The sequence below is a fragment of the Pseudoalteromonas sp. NZS71_1 genome (assembly GCF_015864305.1).
Taxonomy (GTDB): domain Bacteria; phylum Pseudomonadota; class Gammaproteobacteria; order Enterobacterales; family Alteromonadaceae; genus Pseudoalteromonas; species Pseudoalteromonas arctica.
Window position 1 is genome coordinate 231,541 of the sequence record NZ_JADYXM010000002.1, and the last position, 25,556, is coordinate 257,096.

Below are 25,556 nucleotides of genomic sequence, written 5' to 3' on the forward strand. Positions count from 1 at the left end.
AAAAAGGCACTGAAAAGTGCCTTTTTTATTAGGTAGTAACGTATATATTTGTTAGCTTAATGAAAGATTAACAATAGAAGTAATAAATTTGAAAATAATTCCTGTTGGTCAGTTACTGCCTGGTATGTTTGTGCAAAGCGTTACTAGACAAACTGGCAGTATTAAAATTAAAAATCAAGGCTGGGTTAAAACTCAGGCTGGTATTAATAACCTAATAAAAGCAGGCATTTTAGAAGTAGAAATCGATCCTGATAAAACCCTCATTGACTCGGTCCCTGAAAAAGCTCCTATTGCTGTACCTGCAACAAAAATAAAGCGTGACCCTTGGCAAAAAACACACAGTGCCGAACAAGAAATGGGAAAGGCAAAAAAACTGTATGACGAAGCTAAAACACTGCAAATAAAAGCATTTAAAGATATTAAAGCAGGCCGTGATATAGATATTGCGCCATTCAGAGAGCTGGCAAGTGGCTTTATGGACTCTGTTTTTAGAAACCAAGATGCCCTAGCCTGCCTTACCCAAATGCGCCAAAAAGATGCTTACCTACTTGAGCACTCTATTAATGTATCGATATTAATGGGGATTTTCGCGAAGCATTTAGGTATAGAAAAAAACATTATCGTTGAGCTGACTACCGGTGCGCTCTTACACGATATAGGTAAGATAAAAATTCCTGATGAAATACTCAATAAACCAGGTCGCTTTACCGATGATGAATTTAAAATAATGAAAATGCACTCGCTTTTCAGTAAAGAAATATTAGAAGAGTCTGGCTTAACGGGTATCGCGGTTGATATTGCAGGTATGCATCATGAAAGGCTTGATGGTAAAGGCTACCCGTTTGGTAAAAAGGGCGATGAAATAAGTCAGTACGTACGTATGGCATCAATTGTAGATGTGTATGATGCACTTACCGCAGAACGTGTTTACAAAGCAGGTATGGAGCCAATAAAAGCGTTTAAAATACTAAAAGACGGATGCCCAGATAGCTTCGATCCCGTGCTGCTTAATAAGTTTATTCAATGTATTGGTATTCATCCGGTAGGAACGCTCGTCAGATTATCGAGTCAAAAAGTTGGTTTAGTGACCGAGAGTAATCCCAGTACACCACTAAAGCCTATCGTTAAAACATTTTACAGCGCCAAACATAGTCGCTATACAGAGATAAAAGATATCGATTTATCTAATAAAAAAACCTTAGATACCCTTGAATCAGCGGTGAAACCTAAAGAATATAATATTGATTTAGAACGCTTTTATAAAAACTCAATATTACCCTAAGCAATATTGAGAGCTCAACATTCTACCGAGCTCTCAACATAATAGCTAAGCGTTTACTGCGGCCAGTCTTGCAAAGCCTTTAAGCTAAACTCATAACCATCAAAATCAAGTACACTTTGCTCAGGTGTAATCTCTCTTACAGTTAAAGCACCTATGCTCTCTCCTTCATGTAACTCTCGGCCATTTAGCTTGATCCAACGTTTGTCAGCACTCGATGAATAAATATGCGCTTGATATTTAATACTAGGCAACATTGATTGCAAACCATCTGGTAGTAATTCTACAGGCTCAACACGTGATGACGTTTTTGATGCATGGGTAACTTCATAATCCTGATTTTTTTCGACGTCTTGTATAGCTTGCGCAAACGCATTTTTAAGTGTTGTAGGCACCTCATCAAGCTCAGGATCGCTCATCTGTTGAGATTGGTTGTTACCATTAATTGGCTTACCTAGTACTTTATATTTACTCATATCTAGTTGAGCTGATGCAGTATTTTGACTTTGCCCAAATACCGAAGCGTTCTGTGTATTATTTGGATTGTAATTATTTTGTGGATTAAATACTGGCTGATTATAATTTTGAACTGGCATTACTTGTTGCACGTTCTGCTGATTATAACCCGTTGCGCTCGTGACCGGACTCGATGGCATAGGAATATATTGCCCATTAGGCGTTAATAACATTTGCTGTACACCATTAGGTGTTTGCACATGTACAAGTTGCCCTTCAATCGTTGCAGTATTATTTGGAGCTATTTTAGCGGGTTCTAACTTAGCTATTTGCTGCTTTTCAACTGCGGCATCTACCTCTTTAACTTGTTCTTTAGGTGACGATTTTTCGCTTTCAACCACCTTAATTACAGCGGGTTCCGATGTGTTTAATAAAGTAGTACCTTGAAACCACTTACCCGTAGTAAACCCACCAGCTACAGCAATAAAAGCAGCTAAGCTTGTACCAAATACTAACGCTAATCGTCTATAACGCTTTAGTGCTTGCTGTTGCTTTAACTGCTCTGATTGTAAGTCGTATTGCTCAGCACTCATATCTGATTGCTGCGACTGCTTTAGCGCATCTAATAAATAAGACATAACTTACCTAACTATAAAATAAATGAAAGCCCAATGCCTACGGCAAATAAAGCAACGAATGCAAGGCTATATGGTACAAATGACGTTGCTTTGTTGGCCTCATTAACTGGCGCTACAAAATCCATGGGTAATGACTCATGTGCTGATTTTTTTATTATATCGCTATCAACTATCAACTGCTGCTTTGCAAAAGTGCCTACCAAAGCTCGCTCACATACCAAGTTCATTAATCGTGGCACACCACCGGTTAATTGATGAACAGCTTGCATGGCATCCATCGAAAAAATTCCTTTATCACATCCTGCAACATGTAACCGATGCTTTATGTAAGCAACTGTTTGGCCTTGCGTAAGTGGTAATAAATGGTAACGAGCTGTTATTCTCTGGGCGAGTTGCCTTAATTCATTGCGCTTTAAAAGCTCTTGTAGCTCAGGTTGACCAACCAATACTATTTGTAATAATTTTTTATGATCGGTTTCTATATTTGTTAGCAAGCGTAATTGTTCAAGCACATTAGGGGCAAGTAACTGCGCTTCATCAATTATAAGTATGGTGTGCCCACCCGATTTATTATTGGTCTCTAAGTGCTTTTTTATAATATCGGTAAGACTTTTAAGCGTCGCATTATTAGCATCGTAACTAATGTTGAGCTCATCACAAATACTAGCCAATAACTCTAGCTCTGAAAGTGCTGGGTTATGGATCATCGCTACTTGCGTGTTTTCGGGTAACTGCTCTAACATACTGCGGGTAATTGTAGTTTTACCAGTACCCACTTCGCCTGTTAATAATACAAAACCACCGTCTTCACCTAATCCATAGGTAAGGTGTGCTAAGGCTTCTTTATGTCGTTCACTTAAAAATAAGTAATGAGGGTTGGGCGAAATTGAAAAAGGTTTTTCATTCAGGCCAAAATAGCTTAAATACACCGTGATGTTCCTTCGTAATTAAATCACGGCCTATAATGGCAAAAAAACGCACTAAGTGACAACGTTGTAAGCGCTTTATTATTGAAATAACGTAAATTTATGTAAAACAAAAAAATGCAGCGGTTTTAAGGCTGCACTTTCATCTGCCTAATCTTAGTATGTACTTTATTCTTCGTAGCGAACTAACCGTAAATACACATTACTAGTTTTGGCGTGCAAGCTATTCAACCCACTATCAAATTGATAAACCCATGCAGAGCTCATCGTGCTCACACCCGATGTATTTGACCAATAGTTTTGAAGCTTAGTACCAAAAAACACCTCTTCATTAATGCTCGGCTCGGTGCAACTGTGCTCTAAAATACTCGCCAACTCTTTAATGTTAGGCATTTGCCAATCATCGTAATCTGCGGTTGTATCATTTTTAGCACCGCGTAGTGCTTCTTGCCAAGTAAGAGAAGGTGTAGAGCCTTCGCAAAGTTTTGTATCTGTATTATAAATTTGCCCATAACTACAACGTTGCCACATAAGGCCTGTTTCGGTATCAGACACTGTGCCATCTGTATTTATGGTAAATCTATCTGTCGGCGTTGTGGTATCTGCACCGTCGTAGCACGTTTGCGCCGCTGCAATATTAAAGCTCAAGCTTATAGTTGCTAGTGCATAGAGTAATTTAAATCTCATTATTTTCTCCTAACGGCTTCTAACTAAACGAACATACGCGGTATTTTCTTTTGGATAAGCAAGATCGTTACCATCACTCATATCAATAATGTACGCTTGCGATAAACTTGTACCATCGGCTGCAGTTTGTGAAGTCCAATAACGTAAGTGGCTTAATGCACTTTCACTTGGCATATTGGGGAAAAACACCTCATCAATTAATATGCTTTGCCCTTGTTTACCATAATCAATTAAACCTAAAAGCTCTGTATAAGTAGGTAACCGCCAATTTGTACCACCACAAAAATCTAAGTTATTCACTTCGTTTATATAACTTTGTACTCCACAACTCGTATCATCCGGACAAGTTGAATTGGCTGTACTAGTATCGGTAAAAGTAGTATCGCCTAAATCCCAAAAGTAATGATTTTGCCCCTCACGCAAGCTTGTATTTGGCAATACTCCTGAGGATTCACTTTTTACTTCCCATACAAGTCCAGTAACATTATCGCGTATACAGGTAAAGTCACTACTATCATCACCAACTTCATCCGCAAACTGATTAAGTTTAGTGTAATCAAACGCTAAATTACCTTTACCAACCTTATCTAAGCGGTTTGCATAGCTATCGCGTCCAAGTTCAGCATCTTGCGCTGGAAAGTCATCGCTTTCACAGTTAATGCGTTGGGTGTTGTTATAGCACTCACCAACACCACTATCGTTTATAAGCCCAAGCGCTTTTGGTGATACATCAACAAATAAAGAATCTGTATCGGTGCGTCCTTTTGAGTCGGTTACCGTTACTTCAAAGCTCAACGTGGATTCAGTATCTACATCAGAGGCAAAAAATGTCGTTGTACATTGGTCGCTATTACTTAATGTTTCGCTATTACCGGTAAGTTGTTGCCACTTACACTGATAGGTATCGGTGACAGTTTCGCTATTCGTTGCATCAAGCGTTACTTCTTCAAACTCTTCGACATTTTGATCAGCGCCTGCATTTGCATCCACTAGTTCATTTGTTTTATTAAGCGTCATTGAATATTGAGTACTCGCCTCACCGCCTTCATCATCAGTGACTGTTAGCTGCCAAGACAAATTTACGTTACTTTCTAGTAAAGGATGAGAAAAGCTAAGAGTTGACTCATTAAAGCTAGCAATATCTAAGTCAGGACCTGATAGCAGTTGCCACAAATAACTATCAATTTGGCCATTATCATCAGGATCGCTCGACTCAAGGGCGCTCAAAGTCACTGTGTCTTTGTATACAGAAGGAAGTGTTTCAGGAGATGTTTGGGTAACAACAGCAAGAGGAAGTTGATTATTAGAGCTCACTGAAATAGAAATGTCGTCACTAACAGCGCTACTACCGGTGCTTTGATAGCTTACTCTTAAGATTATTTCACTATCAGTTTTTACGTCAGGGGCTGTCAATGTTTGCTCAGCACCATCAAGCGGAAAACCTTCTAAGCTTGGGCCGCTAACTTGTTGCCATGAAAACGTACCATCAGCGGGGGAGCCTTGTGCTGTGATGGTAAATTCAGTTTTTTCGATAATTTGTAAATCGGTTCCAGCATTAACAGATGTTTCTACAACTGTATTATCGCTATCACCGCCACCGCCTCCACACGCACTCAGCAAACCGCAAGAAATGAGGGGGATTAAAGCAAACGCTTTCATACGCAGCACCTTATTATGTCAAATAATTACTATAGTGTAATTACTAGCAATAAAGATGCCATTAAAGTACTACATATATGTATCTTGATGAATGCGTACAAACAACTTCGTACCGATTTTACTGTAATCTACTTTGTATTCACGTCCATCTAAAGCTTGAATAAATAGTAATTGTTTTTCTTCGCCAAATACATCAGGGCTTCCAACATAGACTATTTCTAAATAGCGATCTTTTGCATCACGGCGGTTTTTAGGTAACTCTTCTTTAAATGGCTCTAAGCCATGTTGAGTCACTTTAATTTTAGGATGAATTTCAGAGTTTACAATCACTAAATCATGCTTTTTATCTTTATGTATTATGGTGTTTCGACCACTTTTTAAAAAGGCTCTCTCTTGACTCATTTTTCTTTCCTACAGTCGCAGCTTAATTATTAATTTGCGACGCTATAAACTGACTAGGCTCGCGCTTCCACTTATTTAAGTTAGCACTAAATGCCCAGATATCTCTATCTAACACACTGGCTGGTAATAATAAATCGTAACCGGTTAACAGTTGAAGGTGCTTAGTCCTGTTAGCAAACATAGCTATAAGACCAGTATAGCTTATCCCTTTATGGGATGTGTAATGTGTATCTTCTATTAGCCATTCTGATGGGCAATTGCCATTTTTGCAATGTTTTTGAACAACTTGCATAAATAAATTACGCTGCTCTATTAATAATTTCCCTGCAATTCGAGGCGCTATGCTTGTTAAAAAGTCATCTATGTCGTTTACCTTTATACCAACCGCATTTAATTCTAAGTAATCAAAGCCATCTTCTACTTTGGGTATACCACTGTGATGAAAGTTACTATGAGGCATATACCAAGCTCCGTATTTATGGCAATAAACGAGCTCAGACTCATTTAATATAAGGCTATGATATGGCTCTTGAGTTTTTAAATATCCAATAAAAATAGCGGCAATACACAAGCTCACTAAAAATATTTCAAGTATGCTAATCTCACCCGGCCTCAGTAAATTAAACAACATAATAAAAACTAAACCAATTGCACCTGCAACAAGCACTTCAATTGCGTTTCGCGCACCTTGTGCCCGAAACTTAATGGCATTGTTAGATTTATCCATATTGGTAAAACACCATATAAAAAACAAGCATAATAACAGCCCAAATTATGACCTTTCTTGTTGTTATACATAAGTTACAGGTGGTTTTAAATTTCATACATTACCGCTTTTTCCTCAACAAAATAGGAACAATGAATAAATCTTATTTACTTTTACGCTTAACGCACAAATTTATGAGACACATAACCGTCTTTTCCCGGTCTTATTTCGTACAATACTTACAATTCATTTTCAGGTATGAAATCAATGTACTCAAGACAATCAGGTAAAGCACTTTTTCCATTTATTATTACGTTACTTCTAATATTTAGCGTTTATTTATATCTACCCGCTAGCCACGGCGAACAGGCCGATTTATCACAAATGTCTACTCAAGTAACAGCTCATACTGTTACTTCTCAGGAAAACGCAGTGATGATAGAAGCGATCGGTAGCGCGCGTGCAAACCAAGCAATCTATATAAAAAGTGCGCAAAACGATTATGTCACAGATATATATTTTAAAGACGGCGACTTAGTCAGTAAAGGACAAAAGTTAGTACAGTTACAGAGCCAACAAGAACAGCTTGCCGTTAAAGAGCTTGGCATTAACTTACGTGAAGAACAACGTCAGTTAGATCGCCTAACCGAACTTTCACGCTCGCAATCAACGGCAAAGTCGTTACTTGAAGAGCAGTTATCTCGTGTTGATGCAACAGAGGCCCAACTAGAAAGCGCTAAAACTAAATTAAACGAAATGACTATTAGTGCGCCCTTTTCAGGCCTGTTAGGTAAGCGTGAAATATCAATAGGTGCTTACGTTAGTAATACAACAATAATCACAACACTTGATGATATTAGTATTATTAAAGTTGACTTTAAAGTACCTGAAAAATATTTAGCACAATTAAATATGGGCATGAAAGTGCTTACGCAAAACGATGCCTACCCAGGACAAACATTTAACGGCAAGGTAACGCATATTAGCTCGCGTATTGATTCGGTTACTCGCAGTGTTGAAGTAACAGCAAGTTTTGCCAATAAATCAGGATTACTTCGCCCTGGTATGTTACTAAATACAGCACTTGAGCTAAGCAGCAACCAAGCTTTAATGGTGCCAGAAAAAGCGGTTATACCTTTGCAAGACAAACACTTTGTTTTTCAAATTCAAGATGGGATAGCTAATAAAATTGAAGTGCATGTTGCTAGCAGAAATAATGGCTGGGTTGCTATCGACGAAGGCCTAACTGATGGCGAGCAAATTGTTACTGAGGGGCTAATAAAAATTCGCTCTGGAAGTAAAGTAAGCGTAAAGGGGTAATACGTGAAAATTACAGATACTAGCGTCAAGCGCCCCGTTTTTGCCATTGTAATTAATTTACTGCTTCTTACTTTTGGACTGGTTGCGTTTACTATGCTGCCACTTCGTGAATACCCGGATATTGAAACGCCGATTGTAAATATCAGCACTGAATACACAGGTGCTTCTGCCGAAATTATAGAAACCAAAATAACGCAAATAATAGAAAATCGAATTTCAGGTATTGAAGGCATCAAAAGTATTAACTCTTCGAGCCGTAATGGGCGCTCAAACATTACCATTGAGTTTGATATTAACCGCGACATAGATGCAGCATCTAACGATGTACGCGAACGTGTAGCACGTGCACTTGATAGTTTGCCTGATCAGGTACGCCCGCCAGAAGTATCTAAATCAAATAGTGATGAAAGCCCAATCGCCTGGTTTGTATTAAACAGCGAAACAATGGACTCGTTACAGCTCTCTGATTACGCGCAGCGTTTTATTGTTGACCGCTTAGCCGTAGTAGATGGTGTATCTAACGTACGTATTGGTGGTGAGCGCCAATACGCCATGAAAATTTGGCTTAACCGCCAAGCAATGGCCGCACGGGGTATTACCTCAAGCGATATAGAAAACACACTTCGTACAGAAAACGTTGAGTTACCTGCTGGCGAAATAGAATCTATAGATCGTGACTTTACCGTGCGTACTGCCCGTAGTTATAAAGATCAGCGCGATTTTAAAAACCTGGTAATTAAACGTGGTGATGAAGGTTACTTAGTACGTTTAGGTGAAGTTGCCGATGTACGTTTAGAAGCTGCCGATGACGAAAGCTTATTTCGTGGTAACGGGCGTAATATGATTGGCTTAGGTATTGTAAAACAAGCTAAAGCAAACACACTAACCGTAGTAGATAACGCACGCAGCGAACTTGAAAAAATCAAACGAAACCTACCTGAAGGTACCACAATTCAAGACAGCTACGATTCGTCTGTATTTATTAAAGAGTCTATTAATGAAGTTTACAGCACACTTGCCATCTCTATGGGTTTAGTCGTACTCGTTATATTTTTGTTTTTAGGCAATATACGAGCAACGCTTATTCCTGCGGTCACCGTACCGGTCGCACTTGTTGGTAGCTTTATGTTTTTGTTGGCAATGGGCTACTCAATTAACTTACTAACTTTACTTGCCTTAGTACTGGCCATTGGTTTAGTAGTAGATGATGCCATTGTAATGCTTGAAAATATTCACCGTCGTATTGAACTGGGTGAGCCGCCGTTACTAGCTGCATTTAGAGGCGCGCGTGAAGTAGGTTTTGCCATAGTAGCAACCACGCTTGTACTTATATCTGTGTTTGTGCCATTAGTATTTATGGATGGCCGTATAGGTGCATTATTTACTGAGTTTGCTATGGCGGTAAGTGCTGCCGTATTTTTCTCAAGTGTTACAGCACTGACTCTCGCACCAGCCTTGTGCTCTAAAGTACTTAAAGTATCAGACAAACCAAATAAATTTAGCCAATGGATGGACCGCCAGTTTACTAAAATTGAAGTAAGTTACCGTAATTCACTCTCCACCAACATAACCCGTAAATGGGGCTTAATGGTGAGCTTATTATTAGCTGGCTTTGTTAGTTACTCGTTGTTTTTACAAGTTCCTTCTGAGCTAACGCCAAAAGAAGACCGTGGCACGTTCTTTATTATGATGAGCGGCCCAGAAGGCGCAAGTTACGAAAATAACGCCGCTAATATGGCTAAAATTGAAGAGCGCTTAATGCCTTACTCGCAAGCGGGTGAGCTAAGTCGTGTACTTGTTCGAGTGCCTGGCTGGGGTGGCAGCGGCGGTGTTGCGATTGTTGGTATGGCCGATTGGGATAAACGCAAACGCTCAACCTGGGAAGTAATGGACGAAATAAGCGTTAAAATGCAAGAAGTTACCGATGTTCGTGCATTTGCCATTATGCGCCGTGGTATTGGTGGTGGTGGCTCATCTCGCCCAATTGAGTTTGTACTGCAAGGTAATGATTACGCTCAACTGGCCGATTGGCGTGACCGTATAATAAAGCGTGCTGAGCAAAACCCTGGTTTAGTAAGAATCGATCATGATTACAAAGAAACCTTCCCACAGTTTTTAGTTAGCATAGATAAAAACAAAGCTGCCGATTTAGGCGTTTCGGTATCTGATGTAGGCCGTACACTAGAAACAATGCTTGGCCAGCGCCGTGTTACGACCTTTATTGATCGCGGTGAAGAATACGATGTGATTTTAAAAGGGACAAAAGAAGATTTTACCAATCCTACTGATATTTCAAATATATACCTTAAATCACGAAGCGGTGAACTAGTTCCACTTGATAGCCTTATCAGCTTAAAAGAAGAAGCAACAGCATCGCGCTTAAACCGCTACAACCGTATGCGCGCAATTACATTAAGCGCCAACTTAGCCGACGGTTATACCCTTGAGCAAGCGCTTAACTTTTTAAACGAAGTAGCCGCGCAAGAAAACGATATAGATGGCGCAGTAGATTACAAAGGTGAATCGCAGCTTTATTACGAAGGCGCATCAGCGATGACCTACGTATTTATACTTGCACTCACCGTTACCTTCTTGGTACTTGCTGCGCAGTTTGAAAGCTTTATGCACCCATTTGTAATTATGCTTACCGTACCGCTTGGTTTAATGGGTGCTATGTTTGGGCTTTGGGCTACAGGACTGACCTTAAATATTTACAGCCAAATAGGTATTGTTATGCTCATAGGCTTAAGTGCTAAAAATGGTATTTTGATTGTAGAATTTACTAACCAATTACGCGATAAAGGCGTTGAGTTTAGTGAAGCAATACTACAAGCAGCTACTCAGCGTTTGCGTCCAATAATAATGACCTCACTTACAACCGTTATGAGCTCTGTTCCTTTAGTTTTTGCTTCAGGCCCCGGCGCCGAAAGCCGTATGGTAATTGGTGTAGTTGTGTTTACAGGGGTTATTGTATCTACCCTGCTGACTCTTTTTGTTGTACCTGCTGCGTATTATGCTCTATCGAAAAATACACAGTCACCTGAGTTTTTACAACAAAAGCTGAATAAACAAGCTGCTGAAAAGCCTTTCGAAGAGATCTAATCTCTTTATTGCGCCGTAACCTTGTTGTTGCGGCGCATACAATTTATGCTCGCCTTTAAACTCCATATACATTTTAGGAATACTTATGAGCTCAACAACGCAAGTAGCAACATTTGGTGGCGGCTGTTTTTGGTGTATAGATGCAGCATTTAGACGTGTAAATGGCGTATTAGATGTGAGTTCTGGCTATACCGGTGGCGAAACCGACACCCCAACCTATAATTCTGTATGCTCTGGCACAACTGGGCACGCTGAGGTTGTTAAAATTGAATTTGATACTACTGTAGTTAGCTTTGAAACACTTTTAGCAATGTTTTTCACTTTGCATGATGCTACACAATTGAATCGCCAAGGTAACGATATAGGCACACAGTATAGAAGCGTTGTTTACTATCACGATGAAGCCCAACTAAAGCAAACCAATGAAATGATAGCTCAACTGCAAAGCCATGTGAGTGAGCCCATTGTGACAGAAGTCAGCCCTGCCACTACGTATTATCCAGCAGAGCATTATCATCAAGATTACTATAACGAAAACCCACAGCAGGGTTACTGTAGTATTTTAATAGCACCTAAATTACATAAATTTGAAACCGTATTTAAAGAGTTCTTAGTTGACTAGCTAATTTGAGCAGTTAAATTGATTAGTTAAACTTAGCTACACATTAAAAAGCCCGACATAAGTCGGGCTTTTTAATATTAATAAATACCGTTAAAACTGGTAGCTTGCGCCTGCAAAAAAGCGACGCTCTGGCGTGTTGTAGTAATACACTTGACCCGTTGTAAAATCAGTATTTGAATCAACAGCGTTATATTCTTTATCAAATAAGTTTTCTACACGAAGCGAAACTTCAATATGTTCATTTACTTGATAATTACCCGCTAGGTTCCAGAGTGTATAAGAGCCTAAGCGCGTCACAGCACCTTGTCGGTCGCTACGGTATTGCATGTCTAAGCTTGCATCAAAAGCACCAAACTGTTTTGCAAGTTCCCAGTTAAAAGTACGTTTAGCAACATTACGCAACTCTGCGCCCGTTTCTTCGTCTTCAGCGCTTAAGTAAGCAAAGTTAAGGTTGCTATCAAAACCAAAAAACTGCTGAGATAAGCTAAATTCAGCCCCTTCGTAGCGTGCTTCATTTAAGTTGATAGGAAAGAAGTTAGAATCTAAAGATATCTTATCTTCAATATCATTTCTAAAAATAGCAACGTCAATACTTGCTATATCAAAATCTACATTTAACCCAATCTCTTGATTTAATGATTTCTCAGGCTCTAAATCAGGATTAGATGAAGGTGGAAAACCAGGAAAAGCCGGAAAGTATAAATCGTTAAATGTAGGTGCTTTAAAACCAGTGCTTTGGCTTATGCGGAACGTGGCGTCTTCAGATAAATGATAACCCGCAGCGGCTGTATACGTTGTTTCGTCGCCAAATTGTTCATCATCGTCTTGGCGAATTGTTAAATTAGCTAACACTTTTTCAGCATTGTAATAAGCCCCAACAAATACTGCTAATACATCACGCTCTTGCATATCATACTGCGTTGAACTGTGCGATACATCATCGTTGTACCAGTTAACACCACCGCTAATATTAAGCTCTTCAGATAATATATATTGACCGTTATAATCAAATTGCACACGTTTCGTTATAAAATCATTTACACCAAATGCTGAGGTATCGTGAGAATCATCTGTTGAAATAGCAATATCAATACTGTGCGATTGGTTAGTGTAGTTTTTACTCCAACCTGCAGAAAGCTGATAGTTTTTAAAATCACCTGTTTCCATAGTACTTGTGGCTGGACTAAAGCGACTGTCGTAATCTGCATAGCCTTCACTGTATTGACCTAATAACTTAAAGTCGCCGTAGTGTGCATCAGTATAATTTACTTTAAAACCAAGGTTTTTATTTTCATAGCCATCTTCATCTGGTGCTACGCCTTGCAGTGCATCAAAGTTATCTGTTTTTTCAAAGCCTGCATTAAATGCTGTTGTTATATCGCCTGATTTTACAGAGCCTGCCACTTGATAATTTTGGTAAGAATCAGAACCAAACGTAGCACTCACAGATAAGTTATCTGATTCACGCGTTATAATGTTAATTACGCCAGCAAGTGCATCAGAGCCGTAAACAGCCGCGCGAGAACCCTTAATAATTTCAATGCGTTCAATACTATTTAAAGGGACATTATTTAATGCTTTTTGACCAAGTGTTGCTGAGCCTGTACGTACACCGTCAATTAAAATCAACGTATCGCCAGAGCCCGTACCACGAAGTGACACGCCTGTATTTTGACCAAAACCACCGTTTGGATTAACTTGAAAACCCACTCGCGTGCTTAAAAGTGTAGGTAAATCGCGTACGTTACTAGCTTCTATTTCAGCACGTTCAATAACATTTACACTCGCTAAAACGTCGTTAATTGATTGCTCAAACTTATTAGCTGTAACGGTTATTTTTTCAATTGATTGCTCTGCACCAGACACAGAAAATGAAAGCGCAGCAGAAATTGCAACGCCTAGAGTTGTTTTGTTTAACATGAGGTCCCCTACCTTTGCCCACCGCAAAGATTTAAGTAAGTAAGATTGCATCAAGGCCGGTCTCCGGACTCAGTAAGCACATCAAAATATGCAATACTTTACCGTTGCGGGGGCAGTGTTGGGCTTGTAGTCATCATGAAAACGCACCAACTTCCCGATTATCCTGCTAAAAAAATCATTACATGAAGTGGCTAGCAAGCACCTTGAAAATATGTCGCTATTGTGAGTATTTTGTTTACAAATGTCAATGGACGTCTATACAGCTAAAAACCTTTAAAATGCAGTTAGGGGCTAGTATAGTTTGAAGAAACGCCATATTTATCAAGTAGCTTCTGAAGTTGTATTTGTGCAGTAGGTAAGCTTAGTATTTCATCCATTTTATTACTAGTGATCTTATTTGATTTAGAGTTAACTAAAAAGTGCGTTTTATAAACGGCATCTGGTACGTTACTTTTATAGAGTAAATCCATATTAAAAGTATTTTTATTTTTAAAATATTGGTAAGCAATATTATTTAAAACACCTACTTCCGCGCGCTTTAATAGCAGCATTTTAACCACATTGAATTCATCAATGGTTAAACTTACCTGATGTTCCTCACTTAAAAATTCGGCATCTGTATTAAATCCAGCAAATTGATACGAGTACCCCAATACCCCAACCTTTGTTAATGACGTAATGTCGTCAAAGTAAGCTTGCTCATTTGTATTTTCTTTAAGCGTATAAAGCTCATTTTTGGTAATGGTATAAAATTCGGTTTTTTTAATATTCTCTTGCGCTGATTGTGGTATCCATTGCAGTGCCATTAAAAATAAAACATCAAAATTATTTTTTTCAACTGACAAAGCAAGCCTTTTTACAGGTAGAGACTTAAGTACGAAATTAAACTCCTGCTGTGCGCCGTTTAAAATCTTAATAAACTCAGGAGCAAAACCCTGCTTTTTTTGCGCATTAATAATAATGGGAAAGTAGCCATCTTCAACCAGTACATCAATATCAACTGTTTTTGATAAGCTTGGTTTGGTAAATGTAAGCAAAACAAATAACAAAAATAATTGATGACGTTTCATTTTAATACCTTCTAGTGTGAAGTACTTAATTGCATGTGATTAAATATAATAGCTTAAATATCAAAAAGAAGATTAATACATACGGGAGTATCTAGGCAGCAAAGAGGGATAATAGTGAGATATTTAAAAAGAGTAAGTAGCTTCAATCTGTCTGTAAGTATAAACAGATTAAAGCATGCTTAATTTAAAACTATTTATTAATTAATCGCGGAAATTTTTAAACTGAAAAGGCTGACCTAACTCAGCACTGCGCACTACTTGCATAGCCTCTTGAAGATCGTCACGTTTTTTACCCGTTACACGTACTTCTTCGCCTTGGATAGCAGCTTGAACTTTAACTTTAGAGTCTTTAATGGCTTTAACTACTTTTTTAGCCATGTCCTTTTCGATACCCTGCTTTAAGCCAACGTTACGAAATACATTTTTACCTGCACGGGTAATATCTTGAAGCTCTAAGCTTGATACATCCATACCACGCTTAGATATTTTGTTAGCTAAAATATCAAATAATTGCATAACCTGAGAGTCTGCTTCAGCTTTAAGCTTAATTGTTTTGTCATTTAGCTCAATAGATGCATCTACGCCTCTAAAGTCAAAGCGAGTCTCTAGCTCACGATTTGCATTATCAACTGCGTTTTTAGCTTCGTTCATTTCTACTTCAGATACAATATCAAATGAAGGCATTGGTTTGCTCCTAACTATTTAATCTTAATTTTATGTGGCAATTATAACGCTAAAATTATAAATCTTTACATTTTTCTGCATCTTGTTCAGGTGCGATATTAAATTAGTTTGATATACTTGCGCCTCTTTTTTAAGCGATTTTAGGATTTGTCGTGACAAGGCGTGTTTATCAAGCAATTTTTTTAATCAGCATAGTAGCTTTTACCTTTTTATTTGCCAAAGAAATAAAAGGTGGCGTTGTAAATTTATTTCCTCATGTTGATAAAGTCGCCCATTTTGGGATTTTTTTTATACTAGCCATAATAATGGATAAAGCGTTTAAGCTTCCTTTATATGCGCAAATACTTTTATTGGCAGGTTATGGCGCCTCTATAGAAATAATGCAAGACGCACTTCCATATAGGCAAGCATCACTCGGTGATTTTTTTGCTGATTTTGCAGGTGCCGCAAGCTACTTTTTACTTAGAGTAATTTTTACACCTCGAAAAAAGAACCCATATGGCTAATATTTTAATTGTCGGCGATGGTGCTATTGGCTTGTTACTTAGTCATTTTCTAAGTGCGTCGCATAATGTCAGTGTTTTAACTCGCAAAAGCCCAACAAATACCCGCTTTTATAGTCGAGGTAAGGGTGCATCTAAAAAAATTGACGCACAATTTATTGCATTAAATCAGCTAAATAAAGCGGCTGAATTTGATGTTGTTTTATTTACCGTTAAAGCCTTTCAAGTACTTGATGCATTTACGCAAATAAAGCCTCTTCTACCAAGTCATTGCTCTGTTGTACTTTCGCATAACGGAATGGGTAATGTTGATGAGGTAAATAGCCAGCTAAGCACTCACCAAGCACTCTACTTTTTAACGACAAGCATAGCGGGCTTTAAATCAAACCAATACATTGTGCAGCACACTGGTGAGGGACAAAGTGTTATTGGTGCTTGTAATGAATTAGCTTTTCAAAATAGCGCGCCAATAGCTGATATTTTTAAAGTAATACCCAGCCTAAAGTTTACTAATAACATTCAGCAGCTTCGTTTTGAAAAACTACTCGTAAATATTGCCATTAACCCATTAAGCGCTTTAAGTAATGTAAAAAATGGTGAGTTACGCGCACCTAAGTACAACGCTATAATTTTTAATGCACTCACTGAAGCATGCAATATAGCAAACGTACAAGGGCTTAATATCCCATTAATTAAAGCTCTCAATACCGCTTATAAAATAATGGAATTAACGTCTGACAATTACTCTTCAATGCAGCAAGACGTAGCGCATTGCAGAGAAACTGAAATATCAGCTATATGTGGCTATATTAGCCAACAAGGTAAACTTCACGGTATTCCTACACCTTACAATGATGAGTTGTTTGTCAAAATTCAGGCAAAAAAAAGCGTGGTATAAACCACGCTTATATAAGTTCTTAACTTTAAGACGACAAACCTTATGGGCGGTAAACTTTTACCGTTTCAAAGCCTTGTTCGTGCAGCATAAGTGCCTGTAGTTGGCTCATTACGCCTCTATCACAATATAAATAGTAGTCGGTGTCTTTTGGTAAATCACCAAACTTAGTCGCCAGACGGAAGAACGGTAAATGAACCACTTCAACACCGTCGATTGCAAGCGGTGCAGCTTCTTCTTCCTCTGGTGAGCGAATATCAACTACCACAGAGCCTACAGGCAAATCAGCAACCGATTCAGCTTCTTTAAGTTCTTGTTTGGCTTCTACGTCAATATCACGCACATCCATTATACGTGCGTTGTTTACAACGGTATCAAGTACATCAAAGTCGAACTTTTCTTCTTCACCAAGAATAACGTCTATTTTGGCTTTAACCGTTGGCTTTTTAGAAATAACACCACAGTATTCAGGCATTGTTTCTGCCATTTCAGCCGTACCAATTTGGCGAGCAATATTAATAATTTCTTGCTTATCGTGTTGAATAAGCGGGCGTAAAATAAGCGTTTCAGTAACACGGTCAATCACGCTTAAATTCGCTAATGTTTGACTAGATACTTGGCCAATACTTTCGCCAGTAACAAGTGCTTGAATGTTTAACTTTTGCGCAACCACACTCCCTGCGCGCATCATCATACGTTTGAGTACAACACCCATTTGGCTGTTTTCAACGTTTTCTAAAATTTCAGCAACAACAGGTTCAAAATCAACCGTTACAAATTTAACTTTATGTGTAGAGCTGTATTTTTTCCATAAGTAGTAGCTTGCTTGCTTAACGCCAATTTCGTGCGCTGCGCCACCTAGATTAAAGAATAAAAAGTGCGTGCGTGCGCCTTTACGAATCATTTGGTAACTTGCTACGCCAGAGTCAAAACCACCCGACATCAGCGAAAGCACATCTTCTTGAGTTGGCAGAGGAAAACCAGCCATACCAAAATGTGTATGAGAAACAATGTAAGCTTTATCGTCTTTTACTTCTAGGCGTATTGTTACTTCTGGGCGGCTAAGCTTTACGCTTGCGCCTTCAATATGTTGATTTAATCCACCACCAACATAACGCTCTAAATCAGTTGAGGTAAAATCGTGTTGCCCTATGCGCTTAGCACGAACACAAAAGGTTTTACCTACAATAGTATGACCAACTAAAGCGATGGTTTTTTGATAAATATCATCAAGAGTTTCGAATTGTGTTTCGGTTACTTCAATAAATTGAACAATGCCAGGGATGCGTTTAAGGCTATCGATAAAATCAAGACGAACTTGCGCGTCTTCAAGCTTTGTAACAACTGAAATGTTATCCCAGTTATTTCTTACTTGTACTTTTTCGTCAACACGGCGCAATACAATTTTAATGTTATTTTCTAAAACTTTAGTAAAGCGTTTACGGACTGAACGGCTTTTAATGGCTATTTCAGGATGTAGTTTGACGATAAATTTAAGCATAGTTCACTCTTAGACTGCGGGAATTCGCGCTCCCAGGCATTTGGCGCGGGATTATAGCAAAAAATTCAGCGCCTAGGAAACAGCCTATTACTATCGATTAAACTACAGCTAGGGCCTGTTTATCTTTCGAGGTTAAATTTGCAGCAGTGTGTTTGGTATTTAGGCAAGGCAGAGCCTATGTAGTGTGGTTATTCCCCATAAATAGGCGATAACGTAGCATAAATACCAAACAAGCGCTGCCCAAAGGGTTCAGCCTAGGGGCGATTAACTCTTTGTTGCTCGGTTTTTACTTAGCCCACTAGGTTACAAACCTCGCGTCGCGATTTAATCGCCCCTAGATTGAACAAATTTTAATCCTGAAAGGTCAACAGGCCCTAAGGCTTGTTGCGCTAATTCAGTATATTTTTCACGTAGCAGGTTCATTTTATCAATGCTTTTATCGGTACTGTACGCTCTAAATAATGTAAGTACTTTTAAAATGCCATGATATATATCTTGCTCAGCAAGCGTACCACTTGGCCTACGGGCTTTAATATAAGGCGTCCAAAAACTAACCGTTAACTTTAATGTATGTGCTAAATCAATGACATCTTGCTCATCAATAGCAATCATTTCACTGTCGCGAAGTCCTAAAATAATTTTACGAACTTGCTCTAACAACTCTAACTGAAAATCAATATAAGCTTGTTTTAAATCAGCATCTCTAGAGAGAATATCCCCAAGATTATCGTAAAAAAAATGATAGCGCCACATCAGCTCAAATAACGAATCTAGGTAAGCCGTTAAATGATTAAATGCATCATCATCTTTATTAATAGGTTTAAAGTGAGTATTTAAATGATCGCGATACAGCGCAAAAATATGACGGATAATGTCTTCTTTATTTTTAAAATGATAATAAAGATTACCCGGGCTCATCCCTAAGTTTGATGCAATATGATTTGTCGTTATTGCACGCTCACCATTTTCGTTAAACAACAAAATACTGGTGTGTATTATTTTATCCTTGGTATTCATATGCTAATACTCAAATTATCTATAGGCTACATTACACTCAAAAGAGGTAAACAGTATAAACAAATATGAATCATTAAAACACTCCCACCATGGACTGACCTGTTTAAAGAAAGTAAGTGTTTATATGCTTTTTTAGCTAGGCTGCTTTGTGGCATAAACACTGTTAAACTAGCGCTAAAATAATAAATAGTGAACATTATGAAAGTTATTGCAATTTACCCTGGCACCTTTGATCCACTAACTAATGGGCACACAGACCTTATTCAACGTGCAGCTAAAATGTTTGATACTGTATTAGTTGCGGTTGCTAATAACCCAAGTAAAAAACCCTGCTTTAACCTTGAAGAACGTGTTGAGCTTGCAAACTCTATTTTAAGCCACATAGATAATGTTAAGGTGATTGGTTTTTCTGGTTTATTGGCTGATCTTGCACGCGAGCACAATGCTAATGTGCTTATTCGCGGTATTAGAGCTGTATCTGATTTTGACTATGAATTTCAATTAGCTAACATGAACCGCCGCCTGAACCCCGACTTAGAAAGTGTATTTTTAACACCCGCAGAGCGAAATTCATTTATTTCATCAACACTCGTTAAAGAAGTAGCTCGCCACAATGGTGATGTAAGCGAGTTTGTAGACCCTGTAATTGTTAAAGCGCTAAAAACTAAATTGGGCTGTGGTGCCCAATAACACTTCCCGAATTAGCGCATAACTTGTATGCGCTAATTCGGCTTTTGTATAGATGATGATTTTAATTTTTTAATTAACCAAACAAGTTTTAGCAAATCTTTATTGATAATTAGTATTAGCGCCATAGTGATATCAATAACAGGCATAAGAAAACCATACAGCATCCACAACCACCAAAAATCCCAATTGCCATAAAGAGTATTATCAATATACATCCCCATAAACAGTGAGGCATTGATAGCAAGCCCTACAATAAGATAATAAAATCCGTACGGTATTTTACGTCCTAAAAAAATACGCCACATAAAAATAACGGCAATTGTTAGTACATCAAATATAAACAACTTTAAATGCGGAGCCGCAGTAGTTATGTCCATAAACAAACTAAATGTATACGAAACCATCATAATAAAGCAAAGGTGAACTCGGCTTTTATCTTGCTTATTAATAGCCGCTGATAGAGTGAACAAAAAAGAAAAAACAAAAAGCCATGTAATAAATATTCCAAAATATTCGTTAACTGAATTTAATTGCCAAAATAGCTCCTCCATTTTATTCAACCTTTTGATGAGTGTTTTTTCTACGATTAAGTAAATACCGTTTTAAAGCAACCAAACCTAAAAAGTCTTTATTAATTAGGAGAACTAAAAGCATCGTTAAATCAGAAATTATTTGCCCTATTACATATAAGGCCCAAAACCACCAGTAATCCAAATTTCCTAAGACAATACTGTCGTAGTGCATTCCAAAAAAAACAAATGCGTTAAAGCTAAGTCCAACTAAAAGATAATAAAAGGCTACGGGGAGGTTTTTACTAAAGTATATCCGCCATATAATCAGAAAAAACATAGTTACGATATCAAATATAAAAAGGGTCAAATGGGGTGTGTTGCTCAAGGGATCCATAAAAATACTTGAGGTGTAAGATACCATCATAATGAATGCAAGCTGTGTGCAGCTTTTGTCAGACTTGTTAATGCTTGCAGACAAATTATATAAAAAAGCGAGTACAAAAGACCATGTAATAAAAATAGTTATATAGTCGTATAAACTAGCCAGCTGCCATAAAAAATCATGCATTGCGTGACCTTTTAAATTTTTCAGTTAAAAATTTAGTAAGCTTAACTAGACCTAAAAAATCTTTGTTAAAGATAAGCGCTAATGGCATTATCAAATCTGTAAAGTACATACCAAATACATAAACGTTCCAAAACCACCAATAATATAGAGTACCTAAAATCTCTATATCGTAATGCATAGCTAAAAATAAAGATGCATTAATACTCAGACCAAACACAAGATAATAAAATGCGGTAGGAATTGGGCTTTGGCTGTAGTACCTAAACGTAAAAATAATAATTAGAGTTACAATATCGAAGTAAAAATAGTTTAAGTGAGACACTATAACCATATCGAACAGTGTACTTAAGGTGTACGAAATCATCATAATACCAGAAAGGTACATTGTATTTTTATAGGGACTGTTTATGCTTGCTGACAAATTATAAAGAAATGCAATTACAAAGAACCATGTAATAAAAATACCTACATAATCTCTAATCGCTACCAGATCCCACAATATGTCAGCCATCATGCCCTCTTCAAACTCGTAATCAAACCATTTCTAAATTTCATCAAGCATAAAAAATCTTTGTTTATAAAAAATATAGCTACCATTATGAAATCAGCAGCGTTGACCCCTATCGCGTAAGCATTCCAAAGCCACCAGTAGCTTGTATTATTTGATATATAGATGTCGTAATGCATGAGAAAGTGTAGAGCTGAGTTTATAGCTAAACCAGTAATAATATATAGATAGGTAATACCATCATGCCAGAGCCGCCTAAGGGAAATGATAACTAGGAGAGTTAAAATATCGGAAAACAAAAAATCTAGATAAGTTACCGTATCCATACTTGTAAATATACTAAACGAATATGAAACACTCATAACCAAAGACAAATACACTCTTTCTTTATTAGGCTTATTAATCGAATGAGCAAGGGAGTACAAAAAAGCCATAAGAAATCCCCATTGTACAAATGCACCTATGTACAGAGAAACTGTTGGGCTAATTAAAAGCTCATTCAATATTTTTCAACTTTTTAAAGTTCAATGTAACCCCTCTTTTAAAAATGGTATTTTTATTGAATACTAGTGAAAGAAACATTAAAACATCGAACATATTAACGCCAATAGAATAAACACTCCAATACCACCAAGGCTCATAGTTATATAAAACGTATAGATCGTAATGCAATATTAAGGTGAGCACAGCATTTATTATTAACGCAAAGATGATGAAGTGAAAAGCTATAGAGCGGTGAAGTACTTTAAAGTACTCTAAAATTAACAAAGCTAAAATTGTAATAAAATCGTAGAGCGCCCAATTTAAATATAAACTTTCTAATAAGTTTATGTAACCACTGGAAATATATGAGCAGAGCATAAGCGCAGATAAATAAACCGAGGATTTATTTTCTTTATTTATACTGGAAGCTAAACAGTATAAGAAGGCCATTAAAAACCCCCATTGAGAGAAAGCTTCTACATAATCCATCAGGGCTTCAGTAACGTACATTTAAACTAGGTCGTTATTTTTATTTTTCTCGATTTAAACAATCGAATTAATTTTCTTTTTATCCTGTGTAGCCCTAAAAAGTCTCTATCTACAATTAATGCTACAACCATTGCTAAGTCATTAAAAGCAACGAAACCTACATATATTTCCCAGAAAAACCATGGTTCATTATTTTTATACACATATACATCTAAATACATTAACAGTACTAATAGCATATTTATTGATAAACCAACGATCAAATATAAGAAGGATGCAGTTGTTTTTTTCAATAATTTAAAGCTAAAGATGAGTACAATAATAGTAATTAAATCATGAATAGCCCAGTCCAAATATGTGGTGTTATAGTATGAAAGCCACGTATAGAAGTAATCTGTGGCTGTATAAGATATCATCATGATTAATGAACTGAGTAATAAGGTAGTCTTTCTTTTAACGTCTAAGCTATATACAAAAACATTGAAAAAGAAGGCCATTAAAAAAGCCCACATAACAAAAGCTGATAATGAGAAAAGACCAAAAAACTCAGTTAAAAACATTCAATACCTTATTACTACTTAGGACGAGTGCCTGTACCACCAGAAAGAATAGCAAGGCCACGTTCAACAGAGTTAACACTCGCAGCAGCCATACCTTCTTGAGAGATGCTTACTGTATCAGATTGCAGGGTTTTAGGGCTAGCAGTTTGTTCCATTGCAGGCTTTAATTGTTGTGTTTTGTTGTATGCTTGCATTTGTACTTGGCTATTAGCTGAAACTTGCATGTGATTGATCCTTGTAAAAGTTTTAATTATATTTGGTGCAACTTTTAACCACATTATTATGTAGATAAATGCATCACCTGTTTAAAGTAGTGATAGCTATTTTGCTATCTACTTTATACAAAGCAACCAATGTGCCAACTTTTTTTGACACCTTAAAACTTACTCAAAACATACTTATATAATCAAACCAAACAGCTCCGACCAGTTTACTACAAACATAAAAAAACGCACAGGGATAACCGTACGTTTTTTGTATCCAGGGATTTTAAGCTACGTATTTACACGGGATCTCCGCACGTGTACTTAACTTCAAAATATATTCCATTGCTACTTCGTCACAATTTTCTTTACGAAGGCAAAGTTCACAATCTTTCATTACTTTTTCAGGCAAAGAGTCTTTGCTACAAAAAGTAAAACGTTGTTGTTCAAAAAAATCTGGTACGCGTGTTAATACAATAACTCGGTTAAGTGCCAATTTTTTGGCTTTAGTAAGTAGATGATCTACAAGCTGTCTACCCTGCCCCGACACTTTACTTTTTGGGTCTATACCCAATGAGCGTATTTCAGCAAGGCCGGTATCGTAAATGTATAACGACGCACAGCCCGACACTTTTCCATTTATTTCTGTTACTGCAAACTCGTTAATAGAGTGCACCATATCGCTTTTTGCACGAGGCAGGTTTTCACCTACCGTTGCCCAATGCTGTATAAGCGTGGCAATTGCTTCTACATCATCTAAATTTGCATCACGTACCGTTATTTGCTGTTTTTTTTTGGCTTCTTTAACAGCATTCGTTACTTGTTCAATAGACGTCCCACCAAGGGCTTTACGTGCTTTTATACATGCATCAATTTCAAGTACTGGGTAAACATCGTCTTCAAATACAGTGTTTACTGATTTGTACTGCTCAAGCGATAGCTCTTCAAGCGTTTTACCTTCGCTAATCGCAAGCTGTACAAGTACACCTACAATGTGATGCCCTTCTCTAAATGGCACACCTTTAGCAACTAAGTAATCAGCAAGTTCGGTGGCATTTGCATGCCCTCCTTTTGCTGCAGCAAGTGTCTTATCGCCATTTACTTTAACGCCTTTAATACATGCTTGCGCCATATGAATACATGCAAGCCATGTTGGCATAGCGTCGAATAGCCCTTCTTTATCCTCTTGCATATCTTTATTGTATGCAAGTGGCAGCGCTTTTAACGTCATCATCATAGCGCTAAATGCACCAAACACACGTCCGGTTTTACCGCGAATAAGCTCGAGTGCATCAGGATTTTTTTTCTGAGGCATGAGCGATGAGCCTGATGTTACGTTATCAGCAAGCTCTATAAATCCGGCTTCACCCGAATTATAAAAAATCAGATCCTCTGACATACGAGATAAGTGAATCATCGAAATAGACGCACAACTTAAAAGATCTAAAACAAAATCACGATCAGATACACCATCAAGGCTGTTTTTTGTAGCCGCTGTAAAACCTAGCCCATGCGCTAATGCTTGGCGATCAATCGGATAAGCAGTACCTGCTAATGCACCACTGCCTAATGGGCAAAAATTCATGCGCGCTTTAGCATCTTGCAGGCGGCTTTCATCACGCTCTAGCATCTCTACATACGCCATACACCAGTGGCTAAACAATACTGGTTGTGCGCGCTGTAAGTGCGTGTAACCTGGTAATATTGTGCCAAGCTCTCGCTCTGCAAGCGCTACAAACTCACCTTTAAGCTGTGCAATAGCATCTAGTAAATGGTCAGCCGTATCACGGCACCATAATCTAAAGTCGGTGGCAACTTGGTCATTACGGCTTCGGCCTGTATGTAATTTTTTAGCTAAATCACCTACTTTTTCAATTAGAGCTGCTTCAACATGTGAATGAATATCCTCTGCACCTGAAGTAGCTACCGCTTGTGGATCTGCTTTAACTTCTTCAAGCAGCTCATTTAATGCAGCCACTAATCTTGTGTGCTCGTCACTTGAAAGTACACTTACCTGTTCAAGTGCACCAGCCCATGCCACAGAACCAATAATATCTTGCTCTGCTAACTGGTAGTCAAAGGGAAGAGAGTCGTTAAATTGCTTAAACGCCTCATCTGGACCCGTAGAAAAACGTCCGCCCCATAATGCCATGAAA

24 protein-coding genes and 1 riboswitch are annotated in these 25,556 nt (G+C 37.9%); of the genes, 7 read left to right on the forward strand and 17 right to left on the reverse strand.

Features of this window, described 5'->3' with window-relative positions; all coding sequences use genetic code 11:
• The first annotated feature begins 88 nt into the window (after positions 1 to 88).
• A complete protein-coding gene (locus I6F43_RS03915; protein ID WP_197101116.1) occupies positions 89 to 1,282 on the forward strand; it encodes an HD-GYP domain-containing protein in 1,194 nt (397 codons plus the stop codon).
• A 53-nt stretch (positions 1,283 to 1,335) separates the two neighbouring features.
• On the opposite strand, the gene I6F43_RS03920 is transcribed toward I6F43_RS03915, so the two are convergent.
• From I6F43_RS03920 to I6F43_RS03945, 6 genes are all read right to left on the reverse strand, one after another.
• Positions 1,336 to 2,373 carry a general secretion pathway protein GspB gene (locus tag I6F43_RS03920; RefSeq protein ID WP_007581677.1) on the reverse strand — a complete coding sequence of 346 codons (1,038 nt, stop codon included), beginning with the start codon at positions 2,371 to 2,373 and terminating at the stop codon, positions 1,336 to 1,338.
• An 11-nt stretch (positions 2,374 to 2,384) separates the two neighbouring features.
• Positions 2,385 to 3,302 (reverse strand): ExeA family protein, encoded by a 918-nt coding sequence (locus tag I6F43_RS03925; protein WP_024592309.1) that lies wholly within the window; start codon positions 3,300 to 3,302, stop codon positions 2,385 to 2,387.
• Positions 3,303 to 3,467: 165 nt separating this feature from the next.
• Positions 3,468 to 3,986, reverse strand: coding sequence for an Lcl C-terminal domain-containing protein (locus I6F43_RS03930; RefSeq protein WP_121954209.1), 519 nt, complete (start codon positions 3,984 to 3,986; stop codon positions 3,468 to 3,470).
• Between the two features lie 9 nt (positions 3,987 to 3,995).
• The gene (locus tag I6F43_RS03935) at positions 3,996 to 5,645 is read right to left on the reverse strand and encodes an Lcl C-terminal domain-containing protein (RefSeq protein ID WP_197101118.1); all 1,650 of its coding nucleotides are present in this window, start codon (positions 5,643 to 5,645) and stop codon (positions 3,996 to 3,998) included.
• Positions 5,646 to 5,714: 69 nt separating this feature from the next.
• Positions 5,715 to 6,047 (reverse strand): hypothetical protein, encoded by a 333-nt coding sequence (locus tag I6F43_RS03940; protein WP_007581673.1) that lies wholly within the window; start codon positions 6,045 to 6,047, stop codon positions 5,715 to 5,717.
• Positions 6,048 to 6,069: 22 nt separating this feature from the next.
• The gene (locus I6F43_RS03945; protein WP_197101120.1) at positions 6,070 to 6,774 is read right to left on the reverse strand and encodes a DUF2982 domain-containing protein; all 705 of its coding nucleotides are present in this window, start codon (positions 6,772 to 6,774) and stop codon (positions 6,070 to 6,072) included.
• 246 nt (positions 6,775 to 7,020) lie between these two features.
• Here I6F43_RS03945 and I6F43_RS03950 point away from each other — a divergent pair, with 246 nt between their 5' ends.
• From I6F43_RS03950 to msrA, 3 genes are all read left to right on the forward strand, one after another.
• Complete coding sequence (locus I6F43_RS03950) at positions 7,021 to 8,073, forward strand: efflux RND transporter periplasmic adaptor subunit (protein ID WP_024590017.1); 1,053 nt, start codon at positions 7,021 to 7,023, stop codon at positions 8,071 to 8,073.
• A gap of 3 nt (positions 8,074 to 8,076) precedes the next feature.
• Entirely contained in the window at positions 8,077 to 11,175 is a 3,099-nt protein-coding gene (locus I6F43_RS03955) for an efflux RND transporter permease subunit (RefSeq protein ID WP_197101122.1), read from the forward strand.
• A gap of 85 nt (positions 11,176 to 11,260) precedes the next feature.
• On the forward strand, positions 11,261 to 11,797 hold the full coding sequence (gene msrA / locus I6F43_RS03960) for a peptide-methionine (S)-S-oxide reductase MsrA (RefSeq protein WP_121954211.1): 537 nt from the start codon (positions 11,261 to 11,263) through the stop codon (positions 11,795 to 11,797).
• Between the two features lie 90 nt (positions 11,798 to 11,887).
• Here the strand turns inward: msrA and I6F43_RS03965 are convergent, their stop codons facing one another.
• From I6F43_RS03965 to I6F43_RS03975, 3 genes are all read right to left on the reverse strand, one after another.
• Complete coding sequence (locus tag I6F43_RS03965) at positions 11,888 to 13,717, reverse strand: TonB-dependent receptor domain-containing protein (protein WP_197101125.1); 1,830 nt, start codon at positions 13,715 to 13,717, stop codon at positions 11,888 to 11,890.
• Between the two features lie 37 nt (positions 13,718 to 13,754).
• Positions 13,755 to 13,938: riboswitch (cobalamin riboswitch) on the reverse strand.
• Between the two features lie 63 nt (positions 13,939 to 14,001).
• Positions 14,002 to 14,787 (reverse strand): ABC transporter substrate-binding protein, encoded by a 786-nt coding sequence (locus I6F43_RS03970; RefSeq protein WP_101164300.1) that lies wholly within the window; start codon positions 14,785 to 14,787, stop codon positions 14,002 to 14,004.
• Positions 14,788 to 14,988: 201 nt separating this feature from the next.
• The gene (locus I6F43_RS03975) at positions 14,989 to 15,471 is read right to left on the reverse strand and encodes a YajQ family cyclic di-GMP-binding protein (protein ID WP_007377833.1); all 483 of its coding nucleotides are present in this window, start codon (positions 15,469 to 15,471) and stop codon (positions 14,989 to 14,991) included.
• A 152-nt stretch (positions 15,472 to 15,623) separates the two neighbouring features.
• Between I6F43_RS03975 and I6F43_RS03980 the strand changes: the two genes are divergently transcribed.
• Both I6F43_RS03980 and I6F43_RS03985 read left to right on the forward strand, forming a co-directional pair.
• A complete protein-coding gene (locus tag I6F43_RS03980; RefSeq protein WP_007581666.1) occupies positions 15,624 to 15,977 on the forward strand; it encodes a VanZ family protein in 354 nt (117 codons plus the stop codon).
• Positions 15,970 to 16,872: a ketopantoate reductase family protein gene (locus I6F43_RS03985; RefSeq protein WP_197101127.1), complete on the forward strand. Its 903-nt coding sequence runs from the start codon at positions 15,970 to 15,972 to the stop codon at positions 16,870 to 16,872. The genes I6F43_RS03980 and I6F43_RS03985 overlap by 8 nt, the downstream gene beginning before the upstream one ends.
• A 40-nt stretch (positions 16,873 to 16,912) precedes the next feature.
• Here the strand turns inward: I6F43_RS03985 and thiI are convergent, their stop codons facing one another.
• Positions 16,913 to 18,370: a tRNA uracil 4-sulfurtransferase ThiI gene (gene thiI / locus I6F43_RS03990; RefSeq protein ID WP_101164302.1), complete on the reverse strand. Its 1,458-nt coding sequence runs from the start codon at positions 18,368 to 18,370 to the stop codon at positions 16,913 to 16,915.
• Positions 18,371 to 18,694: 324 nt separating this feature from the next.
• Positions 18,695 to 19,387, reverse strand: a complete 693-nt coding sequence (locus I6F43_RS03995; RefSeq protein WP_024592300.1) for a TetR/AcrR family transcriptional regulator — start codon at positions 19,385 to 19,387, stop codon at positions 18,695 to 18,697.
• A 198-nt stretch (positions 19,388 to 19,585) separates the two neighbouring features.
• Between I6F43_RS03995 and coaD the strand changes: the two genes are divergently transcribed.
• Positions 19,586 to 20,077: a pantetheine-phosphate adenylyltransferase gene (coaD, locus tag I6F43_RS04000; protein WP_101164303.1), complete on the forward strand. Its 492-nt coding sequence runs from the start codon at positions 19,586 to 19,588 to the stop codon at positions 20,075 to 20,077.
• Positions 20,078 to 20,109: 32 nt separating this feature from the next.
• Here the strand turns inward: coaD and I6F43_RS04005 are convergent, their stop codons facing one another.
• The 6 genes from I6F43_RS04005 to argH all read right to left on the reverse strand — a co-directional run bounded on the left by I6F43_RS04005 (position 20,110) and on the right by argH (position 25,552).
• On the reverse strand, positions 20,110 to 20,628 hold the full coding sequence (locus I6F43_RS04005; protein ID WP_101217555.1) for a hypothetical protein: 519 nt from the start codon (positions 20,626 to 20,628) through the stop codon (positions 20,110 to 20,112).
• Between the two features lies 1 nt (position 20,629).
• The gene (locus I6F43_RS04010; protein WP_197101129.1) at positions 20,630 to 21,157 is read right to left on the reverse strand and encodes a hypothetical protein; all 528 of its coding nucleotides are present in this window, start codon (positions 21,155 to 21,157) and stop codon (positions 20,630 to 20,632) included.
• Positions 21,150 to 21,668 (reverse strand): hypothetical protein, encoded by a 519-nt coding sequence (locus I6F43_RS04015; RefSeq protein WP_101217553.1) that lies wholly within the window; start codon positions 21,666 to 21,668, stop codon positions 21,150 to 21,152. Before I6F43_RS04015 ends, I6F43_RS04010 begins: the two co-directional genes overlap by 8 nt.
• 995 nt (positions 21,669 to 22,663) lie before the next feature.
• A complete protein-coding gene (locus I6F43_RS04020; RefSeq protein ID WP_101217550.1) occupies positions 22,664 to 23,197 on the reverse strand; it encodes a hypothetical protein in 534 nt (177 codons plus the stop codon).
• A 14-nt stretch (positions 23,198 to 23,211) separates the two neighbouring features.
• A complete protein-coding gene (locus tag I6F43_RS04025) occupies positions 23,212 to 23,421 on the reverse strand; it encodes a hypothetical protein (RefSeq protein ID WP_024590033.1) in 210 nt (69 codons plus the stop codon).
• A gap of 265 nt (positions 23,422 to 23,686) precedes the next feature.
• Positions 23,687 to 25,552 (reverse strand): argininosuccinate lyase, encoded by a 1,866-nt coding sequence (gene argH / locus I6F43_RS04030; RefSeq protein WP_007581654.1) that lies wholly within the window; start codon positions 25,550 to 25,552, stop codon positions 23,687 to 23,689.
• Between the last annotated feature and the right edge of the window lie 4 nt (positions 25,553 to 25,556).